Genomic DNA, 24,498 nt, shown 5'->3' on the forward strand with positions numbered 1-24,498 from the left:
GCGCGTACTGTGCCACGTCATGCAGAAGTGGATCTGCGAGTCATGCGGCTTCATCTACGACCCGGCCGACGGCGATCCCGACGGGGGCATCCCCGCGGGCACGGCGTTCGACGACATCCCCGACACCTGGTTCTGTCCGGTGTGCGGTGCCCGGAAGCGCGACTTCGTCCTCTACGAGGGGTAGGAGCGTTCCGAGGTGGACAAGGGCCTGAGAAGGCTCGTGGACGCGGTCGCTGGCGCCCGGCTCTGCTACGGCGAGCCGGTGCGCCACGACGACCGCACGGTCATCCCGGTCACCCGCGTCAAGGCGATGGGCGGCTGGGGGAGCGGCGGCGGGACGAAGCCCGGCGAGCGCAAGAGCGACCGCGAGGAAGGGCATGGCGCCGGCGGTGGCGGGAGCGTCGAGGCGATCCCCGCCGGGTTCATCGAGATCGGGCCCGAGGGCACGCGGTTCCACGAGATCCGCGACCCCGAGCGCACCGGCCGCCTGCTGAAGGCGGGCGCGGCAGCGGCGACGACGCTGCTGGCGGGGTTCGCGGGCGCCCGGCGTCTGCGGGGCGCCCGCGGCCCGAAGGGCCTGCTGAACCGCGGCGGCTAGGCCGTCAGGCGGAAGCGCTGCACGAGCGCCTCCAGGTCGCTGGCCTGCCCGGCGAGCTGATCGGCCGTCGCGGCGATCTCCTGGGCGGCCGCCGACGACTGCTCGGTCGACGCCGACACCTCCTGCGCCGACGCGGACGACTGCTCCGCGACCGCGGTCACCTCGGCCATCTCCTCCTGCACCCGCAGCGCTGTCACCGCGACCTGCTCGACGGCCGCGCTGATCTCCTCGACGCGGCCGGTCATGTCCTCGACGGACGCGCCGATCGCCTCGAACGCGCCGCGCGCCGACTCGACGGTCGCGACGCCGTCGGCGGTCTCCCGCGCGCCCGACTCGACGACGTCCACCGCGCGGGCGGTCTCGTGCTGGATCTCGCCGATGAGCGCGGAGATCGACGACGCGGCCTCCTGCGACTCCTCGGCCAGCTTGCGGACCTCCTCCGCGACGACCGCGAACCCGCGGCCCTGGTCGCCGGCCCGGGCCGCCTCGATCGCGGCGTTGAGGGCCAGGAGGTTCGTCTGCTCCGAGATCGCGGTGATCGTCGCGACGATGCCCCCGATCTGCTCCGACTTGGCGCCGAGATCGCGGATGGTCTGCGTCACCTCCGCGGAGGAGGCGCGGACCGCCTCCATCGCGCGGCTCGCGTCGGCGACGGCAGCAGCGCCGTCGTGCGCCAGCTCGCGCGTCCGGGAGGCGGCGCCCGCGGTCTCGACGGCCGATTCCGCCGACGCGCGCGTCGCCGCGGCCATCGCCTCGGCGTTGCTGCGGACCGACTCGACCGTGCGGACCTGCCGCTCGGCGCCCACGGCGACCTCGTTGACCGCGCCGGCGATCTCGTCCACCGCACGCCCGGTCTCCCCGGACGAGGCGGCGACGTCGGACGACGCGGTCGACACCAGGCCGGCGGCGTCGTTGACCGAGCCGATCAGCGACGCCAGCGAGTCGCGCGACTCGCCGTACGCGTCGACCGACGCGAGCACCTGCCGGCGCATGTGCTCGACGACGCCGGCCATCGCGCCGATCTCGTCGCCGGAGTCGACGCGGACCTCGCCGGTCTCCTTGCGCAGCTCGGCGGTCAGGTCGCCGGCGGCGAGCGCGTCGAGGCCGCGGCGCAGCTCGCTCACCTCGACGCCGGACAGCCCGGTGAGGCCGTCCTGGAGGCGGGCGACGGAGCGCTTGACGCGGGTCGACACCACGTACGCGACCGCGATGCCCGCGGCGGCGGAGAGGAGCAGCCCGATCAGGGCGAAGAGCGCGGTGCCTGAGCGGGCGTCGTCGGCCTCGCCGGCGGCCGCGGCGGCCTGCTCGTCGAGGAGGCCGGTGAGCTGCTCGAGCGCCTCCTGGACGGGCGTGTCGAGGCCCTTCATCACGGCGTCGCCGGCGCTCGGGTCGAACGCGGCGGTGCCGCCGTGCGTGACCTCCATGGCCTCGGCGAACCGGTCGGTGTACGTGGCGTGGGACTCCGTGAACGCCGCGAGGACCGACGTGGCCCGGGCGTCGCCGGCGATGTCGGCGGCGAGCGCCTTGGCCTGCTTCTGCGTGGCGGCGCCCTCCTCCGTGAACTCCGCGCCGTACTTGGCGAAGTCGTCGGCGTCGGCGCCGCGGAGGAAGACGTTCTTGAGCTTCTGGTGCTGGACCTGGAAGGTCGTGCGGACCTTGGCGGCGGCGAGCGCCGCTTCCTCGGCGGTGAGCGCGCGGGTGAACGCGTCGTTGGCGTGGAGCTGGCGCTGGAGCGTGATCCCGCCCGCGACGCCCATGAGCACCACGGCGATGGCCACGGAGGCGATGATCTTGGCCTGGAGGCCCAGGCGAGGAAGGCGAGACATGGTGCGTTATGAATCGGAGTCACGCCGGCGAGGTTGAGTGCGGCTGGCCATGTTCGTTGGATCGCTACGGTGCGGGGCGCATGGACCGCCCTCGCTTCGCTCCCTCGCTGGGCGTCGTCGTCTTCGTCGTGGGCACCGGCTCGCTCGGAGCCGAGATCGCCGCTGCCCGCCTGCTCGCGCCGTACTTCGGCGACTCGACCCTGATCTGGGCCAACACGATCGGCATCGTGCTCGTCGCGCTCTCGGCCGGCTACTGGTACGGCGGCAAGCGCGCCGACCGCGACCCGTCGCTCACCGGGCTCTACCGGCTCGTGCTGCTCGCGGGCGTGCTCACCGCGGCGATCCCGTTCGTCGCGGACCCGTTCCTGAGCGTCGCCGTCGACGCGCTCGACTCGATCAGCGCCGGCGCGTTCGTCGGCTCGCTGATCGCGGTGATGGTCCTCGTCGCCACGCCGGTGTTCGTGATGGGGATGGTGTCCCCGTACGCGCTGCGGCTCGGCGTGCACGAGGTGGGGGAGACGGGCTCGACCGCCGGACGGCTCTACGCGCTGTCGACGATCGGCTCGCTCACCGGCAACTTCGCGTCCGCGCTCGTGCTGATCCCGCTCGTCGGCACGCGCCGCACGTTCCTCGTCTTCGCGCTGGCTTTCGCGCTCGTCGCGGTGCTCGGGCTCCGCACGCGCCGCGCCGCGCTCGTCCCGCTCGGCGTCGTCGCGCTGTTCCTCCTGCCGGTCGGCGTCGTGAAGGCGGCCGAGGAGGAGGGCGAGCGCGTCATCTTCGAGACCGACACGACGTACCAGTACGCGCGCGTGATCGAGCAGGACGACGGCGACCGGTTCCTGGAGCTCAACGAGGGCCAGGCGATCCACTCGATGAAGCTCGCCGGGACGTACCTGACCAACGACTACTGGGACGACTTCCTGCTCGCGCCGTTCGTCGCGCTCGAGAAGCCGCCGGGGCGCGTCGCGATCCTCGGCAACGCCGCCGGCACCACCGCGCGCGCGTACGGCCACTACTTCCCCGACACGTACGTGGACGGGGTGGAGATCGACGGCGAGCTGAGCGAGATCGGGCGCAAGTACTTCGACATGACCGGCCCGCGGCTGGAGACCCACACCGCCGACGCGCGGCCGTTCCTGCGCCAGACCGACCACCGCTACGACGTCATCCTCGTCGACGCCTACCACCAGCCGTACATCCCGTTCTACATGGCCACGAAGGAGTTCTTCGAGCTGACGCGCGACCGGCTGAACCCGGGCGGGATCGTGCTCGTCAACGTCGGCCATCCCGAGTCGAGCGACCGGCTGGAGCAGGTGCTGAGCGAGACGATGGACGCGGCGTTCGACACGGTCCTGCGCGATCCGGTCGAGGACACGAACACCGTGCTGATCGGGACGAACGCGCAGGGCGCGGGCGCCGAGCGCATGCGCGCGGCGGCGCCGACGCTGCCCGCGGACCTGCGCGAGCGGGCGCTCGACGTGGCGGACCGCGTCGCGCCGCGCCTGGCGGGCGGCTCCGTCTACACCGACGACAAGGCGCCGGTCGAGTGGCTCATCGACGCGTCGATCGTCGAGGTGGCCGCGTCGGGCGAACGGTAGAAGGTCCGTTACGAACGGGGCCGTCGGCGAGTTAACGCGCGCGTGCCCCGCTTCCGCCCCGCGCTCGCCGCGCTGATCGCCCTCGCCGCGCTTCACGGCGCCGCTCCCGCACCCGCCGTCGCCCAGGACGCGCCGACGTCGTTCGGGGACGAGCCCGGCGCGCTCCGGCTGCCCGAGGCCGTCGCCGTCGCGCCCGACGGGACCGTCCTCGTCGGCGACCACTTCTCCGGCCGCATCCAGCTCTTCCGCGACGGCCGCGTCGTCGCCGGCGCCGGCTTCGGGATGAGCGGCGAGGTGTGCGGGCGGCTCGGCTCGGTCGGCGGTCTGGCCCGTGGCGCCGACGGGCGGATCTACGTCTACGACTCCGACAACCAGCGCGTGCAGGTCTTCGCCGCCGACGGGACGCTGCAGCGCTGCTGGGGCCGGCGCGGCATCGCCACCGGGCAGTTCCGGACGAGCTCGGGCGACTACGCGGCGTCCACGGGCGAGGGCGGCATCGCGGTCGACGGACGGCACGTCTACGTCGCGGACACCGGCAACAACCGCATCCAGCGCTTCACGCTCGACGGCCGCGAGCCCAAGGTCCTCGCCAAGGGGAAGGTCCGGCAGCCGCAGGGCCTGGCGGTGCGCGGCGGGCGGCTCCTCGTCGCCGACGACGGCAACCACCGCGTGGTGGAGCTCGACGCGCGCACCGGGCGCGTCCTGCGCTCCACCGAGCGCGGGCTCGTCTCGTACCCGTACGACGTCGCGCTCGCGCCGAACGGCCACGCGTACGTCGCCGACAACAACGGCCACCGCGTCGTGCGGCTCGACCGGCGGCTGAAGCCCGTCCGCGCGTGGGGCACGTACGGCCGGCGCGCCGGCCAGCTCATCTACCCGCGCGCGGTCGCGGTCGCGCCGAACGGCAACGTCGTCGTCGCCGACCCGGGCAACGACCGCGTCACCGAGTACACCGCGACCGGCCGTTACGTCCGCACGCTCGGCGTGGGCGGGCGGGCCGACGGGCGGCTGACGGCGCCGCGCGACGTCGCCGTCAACGGCAGCGGCGAGGTCGCCGTCGCGGACTCGGCGCGCATCGCCTGGTTCGGGCTGGGCGACGGGCGGTGGCTCGGCCGCTGGGCCCAGGGGCGCTCGTTCCAGGACTCCACCGCGACCGTGCTGCAGCCGCAGGCCATCGCGTTCGCCGCCCCGCAGCGCCTGCAGGTCAACGCCGGCGGTCAGCTGCGCCAGTACGGCGCGGGCGAGGCGCGGGTGCTCGCGGGCGGGACGGGAGGCAAGATCGGCCGCCCGTCGGCGCCCGACGCGTTCTTCCCGCGCTCGCTGACGATCGACGGGAGCGGCGGGAGCTGGGCGCTGAACCCGGACGGCCAGCCGGTGCGGGTCGGCGCGGACGGCACGCCGGGCGTGCCGCTCGGCGCGCCGGAGCCGCCGGACCGCACGGTCGGCGACCTCGCGCTGCTGAGCGACGGCACGGTCGCGGTGGTCGAGGGCGGCAGGGAGAACGTCCCCCACCCGGCCGACGGGACGGTCGTCCGCTACGACGCGGCGAGCGGCGCGAAGCTCAGCACGTGGCGGCTCCCGCGGCCGGCGTCCGCGCCCGAGCCGAAGGTGCCCGGCGGTGAGCCCGCGGTGCCCGCCTCCAAGCCCGCCGGCATCACGTCCGACGGCGCGGGCGGCGCGTGGGTGAGCGACGCCGCGCACGGCCGCGTGGTGCGGTTCGACGCGAGCGGCGCCGTGGCGACGACGCTCGGCACGCCGGGCGCCGGGGCGGGCCAGCTCGCCGAGCCGCGCGGCCTGACGCTCGCGTGCGACGGCTCCCTGCTCGTCGCCGACACCGGCAACAACCGCGTGGTGCGGTTCCCCGGCGCGGGGGTCGCGGCCGGCTGCGGGCCGCTCCCCAGCCCGGCGACGGCGCGGCTGTCGGTGCCGCGGCCCGCCGGCCTGCAGGTCCGCACGCGCGACCGCGCGGGCAGGCCGGCCCGCGTCCTCGGGCGCGTCAGCACGAGCTGCGCGCGCACGTGCACGATCGCAGCGGAGGGCGCCGTGAGCATCTTCGCGGGGCGCTCGTCGCGGATGCTCCCGCTCGAGGTCCGCCGGGAGGGGCGCACGCTCACGCTGATCGCGAGCGCGAAGACCCAGGCGGCGATGCGCTCGGCCCTGCGCCGCGCGGGCGCGCGCGTCACCGCGGCCGCGTCGATCACCGCCACGACGGCGGACGGCGTCGTGGACACCGACGCCGTCACGCTCCGGATCTCCTAGCCGGCGCCGCTCAGCCGCGGACCGTGAGCGGGCGCGTGGGGGCGAACCACGTCGCGCGCGATCGCGGCGGACGGCGCTTGGGCCAGGACTGCATCGCCCGCGGGCGCGCGGACGCGGTGTGGCGGCGGCGCCGGCGGGCGGCGCGGGTGGGGTCCAGCTCGCGGGCCGGGGTCACGCCGCCTCGGCCGCGGGCAGCGCCGCGAACTCGTCGGTGATCTGCTGCGCCTCGGCGAGCGGCATCCCGGCGCCGGGGCGGAAGCCGGCCTGCATCGCCGCCCGCCCGAGGGTCCGCGCGGCGTCGCGCAGCTCGCTCTTGGTGTGCGACGCCATCACGGCGAGCCGCAGCCGCGCCGTGCCGTCCGGCACCGAGGGCGGTCTGATCGCCTGCGTGAAGACGCCCTCGCGCAGCGCCGCCTCGCACATCCGCAGCGCGGTCGGCGCGTCGCCCACGATCACCGGGACGATCTGCGTCGTCGCGCCCGCGACGTCGAAGCCCTCGCGCGCCAGCTCGTCGCGCAGCGCGTCCGCGTTGGCGTGGAGCTTGTCGATGCGCCGCGGCTGCTCGCGCAGCAGCTCCAGCGCCGCCATCGCCGCCGCCACGACCGGTGGAGGGGGCGCGGTGGAGAACGCGAACGGCCGCGCGGCCTGCACGAGGTAGCGGGCCATCTTGCCGTCGCACGCCGCGAACGCGCCGTAGGAGCCGAGCGCCTTGCCGAGCGTCCCGATGATCACGTCCACCTCGTCCTCGAGCCCCAGCTCGGCGACCAGGCCGCGCCCGTCCGGGCCGAGCGTCCCGAGCGCGTGGGCCTCGTCGACCACCAGCCGCAGCCGGTGCTCGCGCGCGAGGTCGGCCAGTTCCGCCAGCGGCGCGACGTCGCCGTCCATCGCGAAGACGGTGTCGGTGACGATCGCCCCGCCCTGGGGCGCGAGCCGCTCGATCTGCCACGCCAGGTGCTCGACGTCGCCGTGCCGGTAGGCGACCGACGCGGCGCGCGCGAGGCGGCAGCCGTCGACCATCGACGCGTGGCTGGCCTCGTCGCAGAAGACCGCGTCACCCGCGCCCGCCAGCGCGCCGATCACGCCCAGGTTGGCCAGGTAGCCCGAGCCGAAGAGGAGCGACGTCCGCGTCCCGACGAAGTCCGCCAGCGACTCCTCCAGCCGCTTGTGGATCGTCATCGTCCCCGACGCCACCCGCGACGCACCGCTCCCCACGCCCCAGCGCATGGCGGCGTCCGCGGCCGCCTCGCGCACCCGCGGATGGTCCGCGAGCCCGAGGTAGTTGTTCGAGCAGAGCACCAGCACGGGCTGCCCGTCGAGCACGACGCGTGGCCCCTGCGGTCCGCTGACGAGACGCATGCGACGGCTGAGCCCCAGCTCCTCGAGCTCGTCCAGCCGTGCCTTCAGATCGGTCACCGGTCCTCCCCGGTTGGCGGCATGGTCGGGACCGTAAGTTGCGATGCGGACGGACTCGGGCAGGCTGAGGGACGATGAGCACCGCCGTCGTCGTCATCGACATGATCACCACCTACGACTTCCCCGACGCCGAGAAGCTCGTGCCCAGCGCGCGCGAGGCCGTCCCGCGGATCCGCGACCTCGTCGCCCGCGCGCGCGACGAGGACGTGCCGGTCGTCTACGTCAACGACAACTACGGCGACTGGAACTCCTCGGCTGAGGAGCTGGTGCGGACCGCGCTGGACGGCAAGCACCCCGAGCTGGTGGAGGAGCTGCGGCCGACCGAGGACGACGCGTTCGTCATCAAGGCGCGCCACACGATCTTCTACGGCACGCCGCTCGAGCACCTCCTCAAGCAGAAGGGGATCGACCGGCTCGTGCTGACCGGCCAGGTGACCGAGCAGTGCGTGCTCTACAGCGCGCTCGACGCGTACGTGCGCGAGATCGACGTCGCGGTGCCGGCCGACACGGTGGCGCACATCGAGCCGGAGCTGGCGTCCGCCGCGCTGCGCATGATGGAGACGAACATGAGCGCCGACGTCAGGCCGAGCGAGAGGTGCGTGCTCCGGTGATCGACCTCCCGCCGCAGGGCGTCTCCGTGCAGGAGCGGCCGATCGCCGTCCACCGCGTGGGCGCCGCCGACGCGCCGCGCCGGGTGCTCGTCGTCGGCGCGATGCACGGAGACGAGCCGGGCGGCAAGCAGATCACGCGCGCGCTGCTGAAGGCCGATCCGCCCGTCGACACCGCGTACTACGTCGTGCACGACCTCAACCCCGACGGCGCGGCGCGCGGGACGCGGCAGAACGCGCGCGGGGTCGATCTGAACCGCAACTTCCCGCACCGCTGGGCGCCGGCGAGCGGCCGGTACGCCGCGGGCGCGAAGGCGGGGTCGGAGCCCGAGACGCGGTGGGCGATGCGCGTGCTGCGCCGGATCGAGCCGCAGGTCACCGTCTGGCTCCACCAGCCGTACGGGTTCGTCGTGCCCGCGCAGGGGGCGGACCGGCGCGTCGTGCGGCGGTACGCGCGGGCCGCGCGGCTGCCGGTGCGGTCGCTGCCGAAGTACCGCGGGACCGCGGCCGGGTGGGCGAACGCGGAGCTGCCGGGCGGCGGGGCGTTCGTGGTGGAGCTGCGCGCGGGGCGCCAGAGCGCCGCCACGGTCCGGCGGCACGTGCGCGCGGTCGAGGCCGTCGCCCGCGCGATCCCCGTCGCCGAGGCGCCCGCCCCGGCCGCACGGGCGGCCGCCCAGGCCGCGCCGAAGCCGACGATCCGCTGGACGCCGATCCCGTTCGGCACCGGCCGCAAGCGTCAGACGCGCGCGTACCTCCAGCGTCACGCGGGCGTCAACACGCATCTGCTCCGCAACCCGCGCGTCATCGTGCAGCACTTCACGGTCTCGACGACGTTCTCGTCGGTCTTCTCGACCTTCGCCTCCAACGCGCCCAACCTCGGCGAGAAGCCCGGCACGTGCAGCCACTTCGTGATCGACCGCGACGGCACGATCCACCAGCTCGTGTCGCTGAGGTTCGTCTGCCGCCACGTGGTCGGGCTCAACCAGACGGCGATCGGGATCGAGCACGTGGGCACGAGCGACGCGGACGTCATGGGCAACCGGCGGCAGCTCGCGGCCTCGCTGCGCCTCACCCGCTGGCTGCAGTCCGAGTACGCGGTCAAGACCAAGGACGTGATCGGCCACGCGGAGTCGCTGTCGAGCCCGTACCACCACGAGCGCGTCGCGTCGTGGCGCAAGCTCACCCACGAGGACTTCCAGCCGGCCACGATGCGCCGCTACCGCCGCCTGCTTTCCTCGGGTGGGTGAACGGACGCCCCACCTCCGACGGGATCATCTTCGACTGCGACGGCGTGCTCGTCGATTCCGAGCCGATCGCGAACCAGACGCTCGTGGACGTGCTCGGCGAGCACGGGATGCAGCTCACGGTCGCCGACTCGATGCGCCTCTTCCTCGGCCGCTCGTGGGCGTCGTGCCTGGAGATCATCGAGTCGCACTTCGACCGGCCCGTCGCGCGCGACGCGCTGACGGCCGAGTACCGCTCGCGGCTGGTCGCGGCGTTCGACGCGCAGCTGGAGCCCGTGGCCGGTGTGCCCGAGGCGCTGGAGGAGCTGGACGCGCTCGGGCTGCCGCGCTGCGTGGCGTCGAGCGGCGAGCCGGAGAAGATCCGCCACTCGCTCACGATCACCGGCCTCATCGACCGCTTCGCCGACGACCGCCTGTTCAGCGCGACGATGGTCGAGCGCGGCAAGCCGGCCCCCGACCTCTTCCTCCACGCGGCGGCCGCCATGGGCCTCGACCCGGCGCGCGCGGTCGTCGTCGAGGACTCGCTCCCCGGCGTCCAGGCGGGCGTCGCGGCGGGCATGCGCGTGCTCGGCTACGCCCCCGACGGGACCGCCGACGCGCTCGCGGGCGCGGGCGCGGAGGTCTTCCGCGACATGCGCGAGCTGCCGCGCCTGGTGCGGCTGCCCGCACCCCAGGGCTAGGGGAGGCTCGGCGGGCGCGCGGGCCTCGCGCGGCCAGGGTGAGGGCCGATGCTCCTCGCCCGCCTCGCGCTCGCCACGATCGCCCTCCACCTCGTCGACGACGCGTTCCTCCAGCGGGAGCCGGGGACCGCGGCGTCCGACCACCTCGGCGTGCTCGTGCCGCTCGCGCTGCTGGTCGCCCTTGCGGTCCTGCCGGCCGGCCGGTCGCACGGCGCCGCGCTCCTCGTCGCCGGCCTGGCGGGCGTCGCGGCGGGTGCAGCGGTGCCGGTGGCGCAGGCGGTCGAGGACGGGCCCGCGGGGGATGCGTGGAGCGGCCTGCTCGCCACCGTCGCGGCCGCGGTGCTCGCGGCGGTCGCAGGCGCCGAGCTGTGGCGGGAGCGCCGGCGCGCCGGCGTGCGGTGGGAGCTGATCGTGCGCCGCGCGGCGGTCGGCGTCGCGGGCGGGTTCCTCGGCGCGTCGGTCGTGGCAGGTGTCGCGGTCGGGTTCTACGCGACGCACCGCGCCGCGGACGGCCCGCGCGCGCTGCCGCCGGGGTTCGCCGCGGCGCACGTCCGGACCGCCGACGGGCTGACGCTCACCGCCGCCTACCGGCCCTCGCGCACAGGTGCGGCGGTCGTCGTGCTCGGCTCCGCGCCCCACGCGCGGATGCTCGCGCGCCACGGGTTGGGGGTCCTGCTGCTCGACCGGCGCGGCGACGGCGGGAGCGACGGGGATGCCGACGCGTTCGGCTGGGCGGGGGAGACCGACGTCCGCGCGGCGCTGGGCTGGCTCGCGCGGCGGCCGGACGTCGATGCAGGGCGGATCGGCGGGCTCGGGCTCTCCGTCGGCGGCGAGGCGCTGCTGCAGGCCTCGGCGCGGGACCGGCGGCTGCGCGCGGTCGTCTCCGAGGGCGCGGGGACGCGGTCGGTGCGGGAGGACGTCGAGCTGCCGGGCGTGGACGGCGTCCTCTCCGCCCCGGTCAGCGCGGTCACGACCGCGGTGACCGCCGCCTTCGCGGGGCGCAGGCCGCCGCCGCGGCTGCTCGGTCTGCTGCCGCGGATCGCACCCCGCCGGACGCTGCTGGTCTGGAGCCCCCGCGGCGGCGGCGGCGAGGTCATGACGCCCGCTTACGCCCGCGCCGCCGGGCCCGCGGCCACCGTGTGGGCGGTGCCGCGGGGCGGCCACGTCGGCGGCCTCGGCGGGCAGCCGGCGGAGTACGAGCGGCGCGTGGTGGGCTTCCTGGCCGCCGCCCTCAGCGGCGGGTGACCGTCACCGCGCGCGCCGCGACGCCGTCGACGGCCGTGTGCAGGACGAGCCGGCCCTTGCCGCGGGGCAGCGTGAGCGTCACCGTCCGCGTGCCGGGCTTCACCGTCGCGGTGCGGGTGGCGATCGTGCGGCCGCCGCGCGTCACGCGCCACGTCACGCGGCCGGCGCGGGGGAACCGCTGGCGGAACGTGAGCCGCGTGCCACGAACGCGGACGCGCGTGGGGCCGGCGACCGTGGCGGCGGCCCGCGCGGCGGTGGACGACCGCGACGTGGCCGGCGCGGCCGGGGCGGCCGGGGCGGCGGTCGTGGTCGGCACGCCCGGACGCGGTCCCTCCGGAGCGGTGCGGACGACCCCGCAACCCGCGGCGTTCGCGGCGATGCCCCCACCCCCGCCCGGCACGAGCGGCGCCTCGTCCGGCTCCCCGCCCGCGCCGTGCGCCAGCGCGACCGACGTCGCGGGCCGGACGAAGTCGTCGCCGCCGTACGCCGCGACGATCGCGTGCGTCCCGGGCGCGAGGTCGCTCGTGCTCAGCCACGCGACGCCGTCGACCAGCGGCGCGGAGCCGAGCACGCGGTCGCCGTCGCGGAACGTGATCGTGCCCGTGGCGGTCGACGGCGCGACGACGACCGTGAACGTCACCGGCGTGCAGGGCGTCGACACCCGCGCGGCGGTGTGCAGCGCGAGCACCGGGACGCGGCGCGTGCGGACGAGCGCGACGTCGTTCCCGTCGCCGGCGCCGTACCGCAGCGGCACGCCGACGCCCCCCACCGTGACCGGCGCGCCGTCGGCCAGCCCGGCGAACGTCCCGATCGCGCTCCCACCGCCGAGCAGGTCGAGCAGGGGGACCGCCGTGTCCGGCACGATGCGGGCTCCGAACAGCGAGGGCACCGACAGCGTCGCGCTGCCCAGCGCCGCGCTGCCGCGCACCGCCAGCCGGTCGAGCAGGTTCTCGCCCGGGAGCGCGTCGATCCGCACCGTCGAGGCGGCGTTCAGGGTGAGCGCGCCGACCGTCAGCGTCCCCCGCACGGGCGCCGAGCCGGCGAGCGTGCCCGGGTCGATGGTGCCCCCGGTCGCGGTCACGGCGCCGACCTCGCCGGTGCCGCCGAGGGTGCCGCCTGAGGCGACCGTCACGGGCGTGCCGGGCAGCACCGTCTCGACCTGCGTGCGGCCGCCGGAGACGGTCAGCGGGAACGCCGCCGTGCTCGCGCCGGTCAACCGCGTGGTGCCCGCCCCGCCGAGGGTCAGCGACGCCCCCGGCGCCGGCTGCAGCGCGCCGAGGACCGAGACCGCGCCGGAGCCGTTCGTCGTGAGCGTGGTCGCGCCGGCCAGGTGCGTCGTGCCGGTGTACGTCTGCGCGTCACCGGTCGTCACGGACGCGGGCGGCGTGATCGCGGGGGCCGTCACGGACAGCGCGCCGACGTCGACGCTCCCGCCCGCGAACGTCACGGCCGTGGGGGAGACGGCGCTCAGCGGGTGGCCGCCGCTCGCGCCGCCCTGCACGGTGATCCCGGCGCCGCCGGACCGGACGGTGCTCGTCCCGTCGAGCTTCAGCCCGGCGCCGTACGTCTGGGCGGCCGATGTCCGCACGGTGCCGAACAGGGTCACGGGCGCGGTGGCGCTGAGGGCGCCGAGTGGCGCCGTGGTGGTGCCCAGGTCGCCCAGGAGGTACGCGTCGCCCTCGATCGTGAGGTCGCCCGGCCCGGCCATGCCCTTCAGCACGTACGACCGCGTCGCGATCGTGAGGTCCGCGTCGAGCGTCACCGGCCGGTGGAGCTGGACCGTGCCGGTGCTGCCGGAGGTGAGCGTGACGTCCTCGGCGATGCGCACGGTGCCGCCGGGCGCTAACGCGACGTTCGGCGCGCCGGTCACGTTCGCGCGCACGGTCAGGTCGGCGACCGACCCCTCGACGCTGACCATCGCGTTCGGCAACGTGAGCGGCGCGGCGATCGTCAGGTCGGCGGGCGTGCCGCTCGATCCCGAGTAGCCGACGAACCGCACCTGGGTGCGGGTGCTCAGGTCCGTGGCGAGCTCGGACACCGAGAGCGTCGCGCCGGGCTTCGTCGGCCAGTACGTGGCGGTGGCGGCCCCGAGCGTCTTGCCCACGCCGTCGGACGGGCCGGTGGTGACGGTGAGGTCGTTCGCGGACGCGAGCGCGGGCGCGGCGAGGAGCGCGGCGGCAGCGGCGGTGAGGGCGAGGAGGGATCGGCGCATCGGTCGGGCTCCGGGGATCACAGGCCGCGGGGGCGGGCGATGGTGGTCGTGACGGTGACGGGCGCGCCCGAGGCGGGGCGCAGCTCGGTGCGGAGCGTGAGCTTCGCCTTCGTCGGTGCGCGGCGCACGACGTCGCGGGCCTTGGCGCTCAGCTTCAGCGTGACGGTGGTCGTGCCGGCCTTGTTGACCTTCGCCGTGCGCGTGACGAGGACGGTCGAGCGGCCGGCGATGGTGAGGCGCCAGCGTACGCGGCCGGTCTGGGGCAGCCGCTGCTGGAACCGCAGCGTGCCCTTGCGCGCGGTGACTGCGCTGACCCGGCGGAGGGCGGTCGCGAGGGCCGCGCGGTCGCGCGCGGCGTCGTCGTCCGCCGTGCCCGCGCCGCCGGACCCGCCGCGCGGGCCGGCCGTGCCGCCGCCACCGCCGGGCGCGCCGCCACCGCCGGGCGCGCCGCCACCGCCACCGCCGGGCCCGCCGCCACCGCTGGGCCCGCCGCCCGTGTCGCCACCGCCTCCGGTGCTGCCGTTGCCGCCGCCGCTCCCGCCGTCGTCGCCCTTGCCCGGCGGCGCGGCGACGACCTCGTGCGACAGCGTGTTCGCCACGACCGGCACGACCCGGCTGTCGCCCGCGTAGCTCGCGGTGATGGCGTGCGCGCCGAGGGCCAGCGTCCCGACCTCCAGCCGCGCGACGCCCTCGTCGAGCGCCACCGTGCCGAGCACGGTGTCGCCGTCGCGGAACGTCACGTCGCCGGTCGCGCTGATCGGCGCGACGACGACCGTGAAGGTCACCGGCGTCCCCACCACGCTCCGCCCGCCCGGCGCGAAGAGCCCCGCGTGCGCGGTCAGCCGCGCCCGGCGCAGCGTCGCGCCGTGCGGCCCGAGCGCGTAGGTGAGCGGCCAGCCGCCCACGGTCACCGTTCCGCCGTCCGCGATCCCTGCGAGCGCCCCGCTCACGGCGCCGCCGACGTCGACCAGCGGCACGGTCACGCCCGCATCGACGAACGTGCCGGACGCGATCGGGAGGTCGAGCGACGCGCCGCCGAGCGCCGCGTCGCCGGCGACGCGCAGCACGTCGAACGGGTCGTCCCCCGCCACGCCGTGCAGCCGCAGCGTCGTCGCGGCGCTCAGCTGCAGCGTGCCGACCTGCAGCTCGCCGCGCACCGGCGTGCTGCCGTTCAGGCCGCCCGGGTCGACGGTCGTGGCGGTCCCGGCCGCGGTGGTCAGCGCGCCGAGCGCGCCGCTCCCGCCCACGACCCCGCTCGACAGCGTCGCGGTGGACCCGTCGTGCCGGCCGTCGACGTCCACGCGGCCGGCGCTCGCGAGCTGCAGCGCTACGGCGCCCGATCCGGCGCCGCCGTTCAGCCGGAAGCCTCCGCCGCCCTCGATGCGCAGCGTGCTCGTCGCGTCGCCGAGCAGCGTCCCGGCGAGCCGGCCGCCCGCCGAGCCGACGGCGCGGACGGTCCGCGACGGAGCGATCGTCAGGCCGCCGTCGAAGCGGATCGCGGTGCCGGTCAGCGTGCGGTCGGCGCTCGCGGTCACGCGGCCCGCGTAGGTCTGGTTCTGCTCGGTCGTCACCGAGCCGCCGAGCGCGATCTGCGGGGCGGTGACGCTGAGGTTGCGCGGCGGCTCGGTCGTCGCCGCCGGGACGGTCGCAGTCGTCGCGGCCTGGAGGGTGAGGTCCCACCGCGCGGCGTCGTTGAGGTCGTACGCGCGGCCGCTCACCGACACGGCGCCCGCCGTCGAGCGCAGCGCCACCGATCCGCCGAGCTGGAGGTCGCCCGCGACCGTCACGTCGCCGGTCGCCCAGACCGTGCGGGTCTCGCCGAACGCCCCGAGGAACGTGCCGCCGGGGAAGCTGACACGCTCGAGCGGCGTGGCGCTCGACCCCAGGTCGCCCTGGATCTGGAGGGTCCCCACGCCGCTCGCGTCGAACGTGTGCGGGCCCGTCACGGCGCCCTTCACGATCACGACGGAGGAGCCGGTGAACCGCAGGTCCTGCTCCAGGATCAGGTCGGTCTGCAGCGAGAGGGTCGACGACACGCCGAGCGTCGGGCGGTTGACGACGACGGCCCCGCCGTTGACGGCGTACAGGTTGGGGACGGTCACGTCGGCGTCGAGCCGCACGTCGCCGGGGTTGAGGAACTCGAGGTCCTGGCTGCCGCTCAGCGCCGCCGCGACGCGCACGTCGCCGTCCTGCGCGCCCGCGGTCACCTTGGCGACCTGGACGTCGCGGGTCGCCAGGTGGCCGCTGAGCACCGACGCGCCGACGCGCGCGTTCTCCGCGGTCGGCGTCAGGACGACGGTGCCCCCGACGCCGGACGGCACGGCGATCGTGACGCCGCTCGACCCGGCGGCGGCGTCGATCGTCAGGTCGTATCCGGCGTGCGCTGCGGCGGGAAGGGCGAGCAGGGCGCAGGCGGCGGCGAGCAGGGGAACGGCGAGGCGACGGACCATCCGGGCCCGCATCGGCCCGCTTCCCGCGCGCCTTGAGCGCTGTGTTCGCCTACGGACACCTCGTCACCCGATGTCGACGACGAGGAACGGGTCGGGGTACGGCGCGTACCGCACGTCGACCGCCGCGACGTTGTGGAGCGCGCTGCCGTTGCGCTCCCACGCGCCGCGGCCCTCGTGGATGTGGCCGTAGATCGCGAGCCGCGGCTGCACGCGGTCGACGAGGTCCAGCGCCGCCTGCGCGCCCGCGTCGTCGCCCCGCGCGGTCGTCCCGCCGTGACCGGCGGGCGGGCCGTGGAGGAGCAGCACGTCGGCGTCGTCCGGCGCGGTCGCGAAGCGCTCGGCCAGGAACGCCTCGCCGCCGTCGCGCGGCGCGTTGAACGCCCAGTCGTAGAACCACGGCGTCCACGGCGAGCCCCACACCTTCAGGCCGCCGGCCGTCGTCGTGGCGGCGTCCTCCAGGTACGTCCACGGGAGGCCGGGCGGGACGAGCTCGGGCGCCTGCTGGAAGACGAAGTCGTGGTTGCCCGCGATGCCGACGATCTCGCCCGCCGGCGCGGCCTCCAGCCACGCGCGGAAGTCGCTCCCCAGCCAGCGGGCCTGGAACTCGGGGTCGTGGTCGGACGTCGGCGTCAGGTCGCCGGCGAGCAGCAGCACGTCGCATTCCGGGACCGGCGGGAGGAGGCCGTGGAGGTCGGCGATCGCGGCGACGCGCACGGCCGGACAGGCTACGGACCCCGTCCAGACGCGCCCGGACACGCTCAAGTTCCCGACGCGTCCGTCGAGGACGGGGAGGAGATGCTCGTCCGCGCGGCCCTCATCGCCTCTCTCGCCGCGCTCGCGCTCCCGGCCGTCGCCGTCGCGCGCGTGGACGTCCGCTCGGTCTCCGCCAGCCCGTCACGGGTGCAGGTGGGGGACACGCTGACGGTTCGCGCCACCGCCGCGAACCCCGGCCCCCGCGCCGCCCGCGCGACGCGCACCACGTTCCTCCTCTCCCGCGACCGCAAGGCGAGCATCGGCGACGTCGAGCTGTCGACCCGCGCCGTCCGGCCGCTCGCCGCGCGCGGGCGCCGCAGCGCGAAGACCACGGTCGCCGTGCCGGACATCGTCGCGCCCGGCCGCTGGCACCTGCTGGCCTGCGTGAGCGAGCGTCGCGGCGCCGCGAAGGCCAAGCGCCGCTGCCGGGCCGCCGCGCGCCGCGTGACCGTGCTCCCGACCGTCAACGTCAAGCGCCCCGTGCGCGCGGACGGCCTCGATGACGGACCCGAGGACGACGCCGCCGACCTCGGCGTGACCGCGCCCGGCACACCCAACCTGCCCGTCGCGTCGATCGCGCCCGCCGACCCGGTCGCCGAGGCCGACGGCGCCGCGCTCACGTTCGCGATCGCGCTCAGCCGCCCCGCCGGCAAGCCGGTGTCGGTCGGCTGGAGCACCGTCGACGGCACCGCCACCGCCCCGGCCGACTACGCCGCCCGCACGGGCACCGTCACGTTCGCGGCGGGCCAGACGACCGCGACCGTCGCGGTGCCGCTCCAAGCCGACGACGCGTACGAGCTGGAGGAGGCGCTCACCGTCGCGCTCGGCGCGCCCGACGGCGTCGCGCTCGGCGCGGCCGCCGCAGCGACGGGCACGATCGTCGACGACGACGTCCCGCCGCTCGTCGGCGTCGACGGCACGACCGTCGCCGAGGGCGACCACGCCGTCTCGCTCGCGTACTTCACGGTCTCGCTCGACGCCGCCGCGGGCACGCCGCTCAGCTTCGTCCTCGCGACCGCCGCGGACACCGCCACCGCGGGCGTGGACTTCGAGCCCACGAGCATCACGCTCACCATCCCCGCCGGCCAGCGGGTCGCGAGCTTCGTCGTCCCGGTCCGCGGCGACGTCCTCGCCGAGGGGGCCGAGCGGTTCGGCGTCACGATCGACGGCCAGCTCGCGGCGTACGGGCACATCGCCGACGACGACTAGGCGCCACCGTGCGGCGGGCTCCTACCGTGGAGCCATGGACGACACGATCCGCCGCGTCCTCACCGCGCACCGCACCTGGGCCGTCGTCGGGTGTAGCCCGGACCCGCACCGCGACTCGCACCGCATCGCCGCGCTGCTCCAGCGGCAGGGCCTGAAGATCGTGCCCGTCAACCCGCAGGCCGCGGGCACGACGATCCTGGGGGAGCCCGTCGTCGCCTCGCTCGACGACCTCGACGAGCCGGTCGACGTGGTCGACGTCTTCCGCCGCTCCGAGCTGGCCGGCGCCCACGTCGACGAGGCGATCGCGATCGGGGCGAAGGCCGTGTGGCTCCAGCTCGGCGTCATCGACGAGGCGGCCGCGCAGCGCGCCCGCGACGCCGGCCTCGACGTCGTGATGGACCGCTGCCCGGCTATCGAGCTCCCGCGACTGGGCGTCTGACGCCCGCTGCCGCGGTCGCTGAGACGGCGCCCAGCGCGAGGAAGAGCAGCACGATCCAGGACGCGCTCGCGATGCTCGTCGCGTCCGCCAGCGCGCCGAGGGCGAGCGGCCCGCCGCCGACCGCGACCCCCGACGCGAGCGCGCTGCGCATCGCCGCGGCGGACTCGGCGCCGGGCGCGGACGCCATCGCGGCGCTCAGCGAGGTGGGGAACAGGAGGCCGATGCCGGCGCCGACGCCCACCACCGCGAGCAGCGCGATCGGCACCACGCCGACCAGGTGGTAGACGGTGAACGACGCCATCGCGACGGCGCACGCCGCCCCGTACACCGCCGGCGCGGGCCGCGCGAGGAGCAGCCGCGCGCCGAACCAGCGCACGCACCCCATCCCGACGAGGAACGCGGACGGCGCGAGCGCGGACGCCTCGTCGCTCATCCCCAGCCGCTCCTGCGCGTCGTCGGCGGCCCACAGCAGCACGGCGAACTCGGCGGCGACGCCGAACAGCAGCGCCGACCACCACGCCCAGTAGGTCCGCGGCAGGCGCGCGCCGTCGTCCTCGCGCGGCGGCGGGTTGGCCAGCGCGGGCGCGGCCCGGCCGAGCAGCGGGACGGCGACCGCGGTCACCACGAGCAGCACCGGCAGCCACGAGCCGAACGCCGCGAGCGAGCCCGCCACCGCCAGCGGGGCGAGCACCCCGAGCAGCGATGCGGCGCCGTGCGCCTCGGACACCGCCGGAGCGGTCGCGTCGCCGTGGTGCTGGCTGAGCACCGCGGGCGCCATCACCATCAGCAGCGTCCCGCCGGCGCCGATCACCAGCGCGCCCGGCAGCGACACCGCCAGCCCGACCTCGCCGCCGGCCGCCAGCAGCACGACGCCCGCCGCCAGCGCGGACGCCGCGCCCCAGAACAGCCGCGTCCACCCGAGCCGCACGCGCAGACGCTCGCCCACGAGGCCCGCGACGAGCATCCCGGCGGCCAGCGCGGTCGAGTGCAGACCGGCCGCCGCGCGGGAGAGGTCGAGCTCGTCGCGCAGGTCGTCGAGCACCGGCCCGAAGCCGTTCAGCACGAACGCGAAGCACGCGATCACGCCATATGCCCACCAGGTCAGCCGATCGCGGGTCATGCGCCGCGACAGACCGTACCCACGCGGCGGGCCGGGCTACGCGGCCTGGCGCTTGCGCTCGAGCCGCTCGAGCGTGCCTCGCGCGCGCTCGTCGACGGCGTCCGGGCCGCGCTGCAGCAGCCACTCCGCGCGCCGCCGGCGGCCCGCCGCCTGGCGCAGCACGTACGCGTCGGTCCGCGGGCCGGCGAGCGAGAGCTCGATCGCGCGCGTCAGGTGCGCGATGGCCTCCGCGGGCCGGTCGGCGTCGAGGTAGGCGATGCCGGCGGTCAGCTCGATCCCGGGGTCGTCGGGGCGCTCGGCGATCAGCTCGGCCCAGATGCCGTACGCCTCCAGCTCCTCGCCCGCCTTCAGCAGGTACCAGGCGAGCAGCTCGCGCCCGTCGGGGAAGCCGCTCGAGCCGAGCGCCAGCGCGACGCGCTGCGTCGCTGCCGCCTCGGCGTACCTGCCCTGCGCCGCCAGCCGGTCGGCGTCGTCGTCGAAAACGGACCCCGCGTGCTCCATCCCGCGGGGCAATGTACGCCCCGGCTACCGCCCCTGCCAACGGGCTGGACGCTTCTCCGAGAACGCGCGGACGCCCTCCTGCATGTCCTCGGAGCGGAAGCAGGCCTGCCGGAGCGCGATGAGCTCCCGCTCCACATCGGCGTCGAGCTGCACGTCGGCGGCCAGCAGCTCCCGCAGCACCTGCTTGTTCCCCCGCACGGAAAGTGGCGCGTTGGCCGCCAGCTCGCGGGCCAGCTCGAGGGCGAGATCTTGCACGTCGTCGAGCTCCGCGACCCGGTTGACGAGCCCCCAGGCGTGCGCGGTCGGCGCGTCGACGTTGCGGCCGAGGAGGAACAGCTCGCGCGTGCGCGGGGCGCCGATCGCCTGGATGAACCGGCGCAGGCCGGTGTGCGAGTAGACGAGCCCGAGCTTCGCCGGCGGCATGCCGAGCTTGATGTCGTCGGCGGCGACGCGCAGGTCGCAGCACAGCGCCAGCTCCAGGCCGCCGCCGATCGTGTGGCCGGGCAGCGCCGCGACGGTGGGCAGGTCGGTCGCGTCGAGCGCGTCGAGGGCCGCGGTGAACGGGTGCGCGACGAGCTTCTCGGCCTCGACCGCGAAGACGTCGTCGGGGATGTCGCCGATGTCGTAGCCGGACGAGAACATCCCGTCCGCGCCGGTGACGATCAGCGCGCGGGCGCCCCGCTCCGGCGCGTCCCGGACCGCCGCCGCGATGCCGTCGAGGATCGCGTGGTCGAGCGCGTTGCGCTTCTGCGGGTTGGAGAGGGTGAGCCGGACGACGCCGTCGGCCGGCTCGTCGACCAGGAGCTGCCCCGGCACTTACTCTTCGAGCCGCACGAGGGGGTCGCCCTCGCTGACCGCCTGGCCCTCGTTGACGAGGATCTCCGCGACGCGGCCCTCGTCCTCGGCCTCGACGGGCATCTCCATCTTCATCGACTCGAGGATCACGACCGTGTCGCCCTCCTCGACGGTGTCGCCGACCTCGACCTCGATCTTCCAGACGGTTCCGGTGATGTGCGCTTCGACCTCGGGCATGGCGCGGACCCTACTCAAGCTCCGCCGGCGAGCGCGTGCGCGAGGGCCACGAGGACCTTCTCGGGCGCCCGGTCGAGCTGCGCGTCGGTGAACCGCAGCGGCGAGTGGCCGGCGCGGCGCAGCGCGAGGTCCTTGTCGCGGTCGGCCAGGACGCGCGTCGCGTGCGTGCCGAGCGTGTCGAGCTCCACCACCACCCGCTGGGCGCGCCACAGCGCGTCGACCTCGTACCCCGCGACCCGCACGTTGGTCTCGGGCCGCGGAAGGCCGGCCCGCTTGACGAGCGCGAGGAACCGCCGCTCCAGCCCCGAGCGCGTCACGCCCCGCCCCTCCAGCACCGCCCGGAGCCGCGCCGCGCCGCGCATCCCGTCCGGCACGACGAGCGTCCCCGGCCGCACGAGCGCCTTCACGTACGCCTGGTCCACCGCGCGGGCGAGCTCGACCGGGCCGACGGCGGCGGCGAGGTCGAGGAGCGTGCGGTGCGGGGTCGTGACCCGGAGCCCCTTCCGCGTCCACACGTCCCGCTCGAGCGTCCTCGTCCGATGGACGCGGATGCCGGTGTGCGCCGCGCGCGAAGAGCCGGCGACCAGCACGTCGATCAGGTCGTGGCGCGGCGGCAGCAGACCCCAGAACACGGCGGCGGAGCGGTGGCTCAGCGCGGCGCCGGAGCCGACGGCGAGGAGCGCCGCGCACTCCCGCGCCAGCGGGGCCTCCGACAGGAACCCGACCGCGTACACGCCGCGGTGGCGCGGGTGCAGGCCTCCCGCGTGGACGCGGTGGCGGATCGCCGCGCGCGTCAGGCCGCACGCGCGCAGCTGCGCGGCGGTCACGTTCCCGTACTGCCGCGCGGCCAGCCGTGCGGCCGCCGCGTCCGGAGCCGCTTCTCGCCACTCGTCGCGGGCGCCGGGCCGAGAGGCGGCTTGCGGTCGTGAGACGACCACTTCTCGCCTTTCGCCGGAACGGGTCGCGCGAGTGGTGGGTTGCGGTCGTCGGGGCATGGGCGGGGTAGCGGCCGCGGGCGCGCGGTTCGCCCCCTTGTCGGATCGCGCGGCCCGAATCTCCGCCCGAGTGTCGATTGGGAGGAGCGCGGGGCGCGCGTACCTTGCAGTGCACGGACGGACCTGACCCACCCGTTCGGGAAACGCGAGCATCGGGCGGAGCCGGGGACGGGACAGCGCCGGCTCCGCCCGAGCTGCGCGACGGGGCGGCGGCGCGTACCCTCGGCGCGCATGATCCTGGCCATCGACCAGGGCACGACCGGCACGACGTGCCTCGTGTTCGACGAGGACGGCGAGCTGGCCGGCCGCGCCTCCCGCGAGCTCGGGCAGCACGTCCCCCGGCCGGGCTGGGTGGAGCACGACGAGCGCGAGATCTGGGAGACGACGCAGCGCGCGGCGCTCGAGGCGCTGGAGGACGCGGGCGTCGCCGAGCTGCACGCGATCGGGATCGCCAACCAGCGCGAGACCGTGTGCGTGTGGGATCCGCGGACCGGCGAGCCGCTCCACCGCGCGCTCGTGTGGCAGGACCGGCGCACCTCAGGCCGCTGCGACGAGCTGCGCGCCCAGGGCCACGAGGAGCTCGTCCGCTCCCGCACCGGGCTGCCGCTCGACCCGAACTTCTCCGCCACGAAGATCGAGTGGCTCCTGCGCAACGTCGACGGGCTGCGCGAGAAGGCGGACGCCGGCCGGGCGGTGTTCGGCACGGTCGACGCGTGGCTGATCCACAGGCTCACCGGCGAGCTGGCGACCGACCAGACCAACGCGTCGCGCACGCTGCTGTGCGACATCACGACCACGCAGTGGGACCCCGAGCTGCTCGACCTCTTCGACGTCCCGGCCAAGGCGCTCCCACCGATCCGTCCGTCCATCGGCGAGGTCGGCCGCACGCGCGGCGACGCGCTGCCGGGCTGGGACGGCGTGCCGGTGAGCGGGGTCGCGGGCGACCAGCAGGCCGCGCTCTACGGCCAGGCCTGTCTCGACCCCGGGCAGGGCAGGAGCACGTACGGCACCGGGTCGCTTGCGCAGCTCAACGTAGGGGACCGGGCGCCGCACCCGCCCGAGGGCCTGCTGGGCACGGTCGCGTGGGCGATCGGCCGGCGGACGTTCTACGCGCTGGAGGCGTCGACCGCGGGCACCGACGCGGCGCTGGAGGCGGTCGCGTTCCAGACGGTGGACACCATGCGCGCGATGGACCGGGCCGCCGACGAGCCGCTGCGGGAGCTGCGGGCCGACGGCGGGGCGAGCGAGAACGAGTGGCTGATGCAGTTCCAGGCCGACGTGCTCGGCGTGCCGGTCGTGGTGCCCGAGGTCGTGCAGACGACCGCGATGGGCGCGGCGTTCCTCGCGGGCGTCGGGTGCGGCCGCTGGACGCAGGGCGAGGTGCGCCGGCTGTGGCGCGAGGGGGCGCGATACGAGCCGTCGATGTCGGAGGACGAACGCGCGACGCGCCACGCCGAGTGGACCCGCGCGGTCGAGCGTGCGCGCGGCTGGGCCGCCGGGTAACTTCTGCGGCGATGGCAGAGGAGCAGCTGGCCTCCATGAAGGAGCAGGTCTACCTGGACCCGCGCCCCAAGGAGCACTTCGACCAGTACCACGCGCGCACGCGCAGCGGCCACCGCGAGCCGATGTACTCGATCGTCCGGGCGTTCGTGACGGTCTACGGGCTCCTCTTCTTCCGCGAGACGTGCATCTCGTCGGACAAGGTCCCGGCGTCCGGCCCGGTCATCCTCGCGCCGAACCACTTCTCGTTCATGGACCACTTCTTCCTCGGGTCGTTCACCCGCCGGAAGGTGCACTTCATGGCCAAGTCGCAGCTGTTCAGCGGCATCCCGAAGTTCATCTACACGCACGGCGGCGTGTTCCCGGTCCGCCGCGGCCACCGCGACGAGGAGGCGTTCATCACCGCCAAGTCGGTGCTCGAGCGCGGGCGGACGATGGCGATGTACTGCGAGGGCGGGCGCTCGCGCACGGGCGCGCTGGCCGAGCAGGCGAAGCCCGGCATCGGGCGCCTGGCGCTGGAGACCGGCGCGCCGATCGTGCCGGTGGCGATCTACGGGAGCGCGAAGGTGCGCAACTGGAAGCGCCTGCAGTTCCCCAAGGTCGTCGTGCAGTACGGCGACCCGATCCGGTGGGAGCGCGTCGAGAACCCCACGCGCGACCAGCAGCAGGCCGTCGCCGACGAGATCTTCACCGAGATCAAGCGGCTGTACGCGGGGCTCGAGCAGCTCGGGCGCCGCGGGGTGATGGAGCGCATCCGCGAGGAGCGCCGCGCGCTGCGGCGGGCCAAGCGCAAGCGCGCCGCCGCGGCGTAGCCGG

The 24,498-nt window shown here is 75.9% G+C and carries 22 protein-coding genes; 12 read left to right on the plus strand and 10 right to left on the minus strand.

The features are described from left to right. Window positions 1-19 precede the first annotated feature (19 nt). Both AC1UE5_RS08805 and AC1UE5_RS08810 read left to right on the plus strand, forming a co-directional pair. Window positions 20-184, plus strand: a complete 165-nt coding sequence (locus AC1UE5_RS08805) for a rubredoxin (RefSeq protein ID WP_482922223.1) — start codon at window positions 20-22, stop codon at window positions 182-184. Window positions 185-220: 36 nt separating this feature from the next. Next, window positions 221-598, plus strand: a complete 378-nt coding sequence (locus AC1UE5_RS08810) for a spore germination protein GerW family protein (protein ID WP_482922225.1) — start codon at window positions 221-223, stop codon at window positions 596-598. Here AC1UE5_RS08810 and AC1UE5_RS08815 read toward each other — a convergent pair. After that, window positions 595-2,424 (minus strand): methyl-accepting chemotaxis protein, encoded by a 1,830-nt coding sequence (locus tag AC1UE5_RS08815; RefSeq protein ID WP_482922227.1) that lies wholly within the window; start codon window positions 2,422-2,424, stop codon window positions 595-597. The genes AC1UE5_RS08810 and AC1UE5_RS08815 overlap by 4 nt on opposite strands. Before the next feature lie 80 nt (window positions 2,425-2,504). On the opposite strand from AC1UE5_RS08815, the gene AC1UE5_RS08820 reads away from it, so the two are divergent. Both AC1UE5_RS08820 and AC1UE5_RS08825 read left to right on the plus strand, forming a co-directional pair. Next, window positions 2,505-4,022, plus strand: coding sequence for a spermidine synthase (locus AC1UE5_RS08820; RefSeq protein ID WP_482922229.1), 1,518 nt, complete (start codon window positions 2,505-2,507; stop codon window positions 4,020-4,022). Window positions 4,023-4,064: 42 nt separating this feature from the next. Beyond that, the gene (locus AC1UE5_RS08825; protein ID WP_482922231.1) at window positions 4,065-6,281 is read left to right on the plus strand and encodes an NHL repeat-containing protein; all 2,217 of its coding nucleotides are present in this window, start codon (window positions 4,065-4,067) and stop codon (window positions 6,279-6,281) included. A 171-nt stretch (window positions 6,282-6,452) separates the two neighbouring features. Here the strand turns inward: AC1UE5_RS08825 and bioF are convergent, their stop codons facing one another. After that, window positions 6,453-7,694: an 8-amino-7-oxononanoate synthase gene (bioF, locus tag AC1UE5_RS08830; protein WP_482922233.1), complete on the minus strand. Its 1,242-nt coding sequence runs from the start codon at window positions 7,692-7,694 to the stop codon at window positions 6,453-6,455. Window positions 7,695-7,768: 74 nt separating this feature from the next. On the opposite strand from bioF, the gene AC1UE5_RS08835 reads away from it, so the two are divergent. The 4 genes from AC1UE5_RS08835 to AC1UE5_RS08850 are packed head-to-tail and all read left to right on the plus strand — an operon-like array spanning window position 7,769 to window position 11,471. After that, on the plus strand, window positions 7,769-8,305 hold the full coding sequence (locus tag AC1UE5_RS08835) for a cysteine hydrolase family protein (protein WP_482922235.1): 537 nt from the start codon (window positions 7,769-7,771) through the stop codon (window positions 8,303-8,305). Further along, the gene (locus AC1UE5_RS08840; protein WP_482922237.1) at window positions 8,302-9,549 is read left to right on the plus strand and encodes a DUF2817 domain-containing protein; all 1,248 of its coding nucleotides are present in this window, start codon (window positions 8,302-8,304) and stop codon (window positions 9,547-9,549) included. The genes AC1UE5_RS08835 and AC1UE5_RS08840 overlap by 4 nt, the downstream gene beginning before the upstream one ends. After that, complete coding sequence (locus tag AC1UE5_RS08845) at window positions 9,546-10,226, plus strand: HAD family hydrolase (RefSeq protein ID WP_482922239.1); 681 nt, start codon at window positions 9,546-9,548, stop codon at window positions 10,224-10,226. Before AC1UE5_RS08840 ends, AC1UE5_RS08845 begins: the two co-directional genes overlap by 4 nt. 48 nt (window positions 10,227-10,274) lie before the next feature. Beyond that, window positions 10,275-11,471: a CocE/NonD family hydrolase gene (locus AC1UE5_RS08850; RefSeq protein ID WP_482922241.1), complete on the plus strand. Its 1,197-nt coding sequence runs from the start codon at window positions 10,275-10,277 to the stop codon at window positions 11,469-11,471. Here AC1UE5_RS08850 and AC1UE5_RS08855 read toward each other — a convergent pair. The 3 genes from AC1UE5_RS08855 to AC1UE5_RS08865 all read right to left on the minus strand — a co-directional run bounded on the left by AC1UE5_RS08855 (window position 11,458) and on the right by AC1UE5_RS08865 (window position 16,847). Continuing rightward, window positions 11,458-13,683: an Ig-like domain-containing protein gene (locus AC1UE5_RS08855; protein WP_482922243.1), complete on the minus strand. Its 2,226-nt coding sequence runs from the start codon at window positions 13,681-13,683 to the stop codon at window positions 11,458-11,460. The genes AC1UE5_RS08850 and AC1UE5_RS08855 overlap by 14 nt on opposite strands. Before the next feature lie 17 nt (window positions 13,684-13,700). Further along, window positions 13,701-16,133 (minus strand): Ig-like domain-containing protein, encoded by a 2,433-nt coding sequence (locus tag AC1UE5_RS08860; RefSeq protein ID WP_482922245.1) that lies wholly within the window; start codon window positions 16,131-16,133, stop codon window positions 13,701-13,703. 63 nt (window positions 16,134-16,196) lie between these two features. Further along, the gene (locus AC1UE5_RS08865) at window positions 16,197-16,847 is read right to left on the minus strand and encodes a metallophosphoesterase family protein (RefSeq protein ID WP_482922247.1); all 651 of its coding nucleotides are present in this window, start codon (window positions 16,845-16,847) and stop codon (window positions 16,197-16,199) included. Window positions 16,848-16,928: 81 nt separating this feature from the next. Between AC1UE5_RS08865 and AC1UE5_RS08870 the strand changes: the two genes are divergently transcribed. Together AC1UE5_RS08870 and AC1UE5_RS08875 are read left to right on the plus strand one after the other, a co-directional pair. Continuing rightward, window positions 16,929-18,095, plus strand: coding sequence for a Calx-beta domain-containing protein (locus tag AC1UE5_RS08870; protein WP_482922249.1), 1,167 nt, complete (start codon window positions 16,929-16,931; stop codon window positions 18,093-18,095). 34 nt (window positions 18,096-18,129) lie between these two features. Next, window positions 18,130-18,534, plus strand: a complete 405-nt coding sequence (locus AC1UE5_RS08875) for a CoA-binding protein (protein ID WP_482922251.1) — start codon at window positions 18,130-18,132, stop codon at window positions 18,532-18,534. Here the strand turns inward: AC1UE5_RS08875 and AC1UE5_RS08880 are convergent. Genes AC1UE5_RS08880 through AC1UE5_RS08900 form a run of 5 tightly spaced genes read right to left on the minus strand, consistent with a single transcriptional unit; the run spans window position 18,506 to window position 22,335 of the window. Then, window positions 18,506-19,654, minus strand: coding sequence for an MFS transporter (locus AC1UE5_RS08880; RefSeq protein WP_482922253.1), 1,149 nt, complete (start codon window positions 19,652-19,654; stop codon window positions 18,506-18,508). The genes AC1UE5_RS08875 and AC1UE5_RS08880 overlap by 29 nt on opposite strands. A gap of 36 nt (window positions 19,655-19,690) precedes the next feature. Then, window positions 19,691-20,155, minus strand: a complete 465-nt coding sequence (locus AC1UE5_RS08885) for a hypothetical protein (RefSeq protein WP_482922255.1) — start codon at window positions 20,153-20,155, stop codon at window positions 19,691-19,693. A 24-nt stretch (window positions 20,156-20,179) separates the two neighbouring features. Then, on the minus strand, window positions 20,180-20,971 hold the full coding sequence (locus AC1UE5_RS08890; protein ID WP_482922257.1) for an enoyl-CoA hydratase/isomerase family protein: 792 nt from the start codon (window positions 20,969-20,971) through the stop codon (window positions 20,180-20,182). Then, window positions 20,972-21,187 carry a biotin/lipoyl-binding carrier protein gene (locus tag AC1UE5_RS08895; RefSeq protein WP_482922259.1) on the minus strand — a complete coding sequence of 72 codons (216 nt, stop codon included), beginning with the start codon at window positions 21,185-21,187 and terminating at the stop codon, window positions 20,972-20,974. Window positions 21,188-21,201: 14 nt separating this feature from the next. Then, the gene (locus AC1UE5_RS08900; protein WP_482922261.1) at window positions 21,202-22,335 is read right to left on the minus strand and encodes a type IV toxin-antitoxin system AbiEi family antitoxin domain-containing protein; all 1,134 of its coding nucleotides are present in this window, start codon (window positions 22,333-22,335) and stop codon (window positions 21,202-21,204) included. A gap of 78 nt (window positions 22,336-22,413) precedes the next feature. Here AC1UE5_RS08900 and AC1UE5_RS08905 point away from each other — a divergent pair, with 78 nt between their 5' ends. Beyond that, complete coding sequence (locus AC1UE5_RS08905) at window positions 22,414-23,685, plus strand: FGGY family carbohydrate kinase (RefSeq protein WP_482922263.1); 1,272 nt, start codon at window positions 22,414-22,416, stop codon at window positions 23,683-23,685. An 11-nt stretch (window positions 23,686-23,696) separates the two neighbouring features. Then, window positions 23,697-24,494 (plus strand): lysophospholipid acyltransferase family protein, encoded by a 798-nt coding sequence (locus AC1UE5_RS08910; RefSeq protein WP_482922265.1) that lies wholly within the window; start codon window positions 23,697-23,699, stop codon window positions 24,492-24,494. Window positions 24,495-24,498 lie beyond the last annotated feature (4 nt).

Source organism: Parviterribacter multiflagellatus (genome assembly GCF_056863265.1).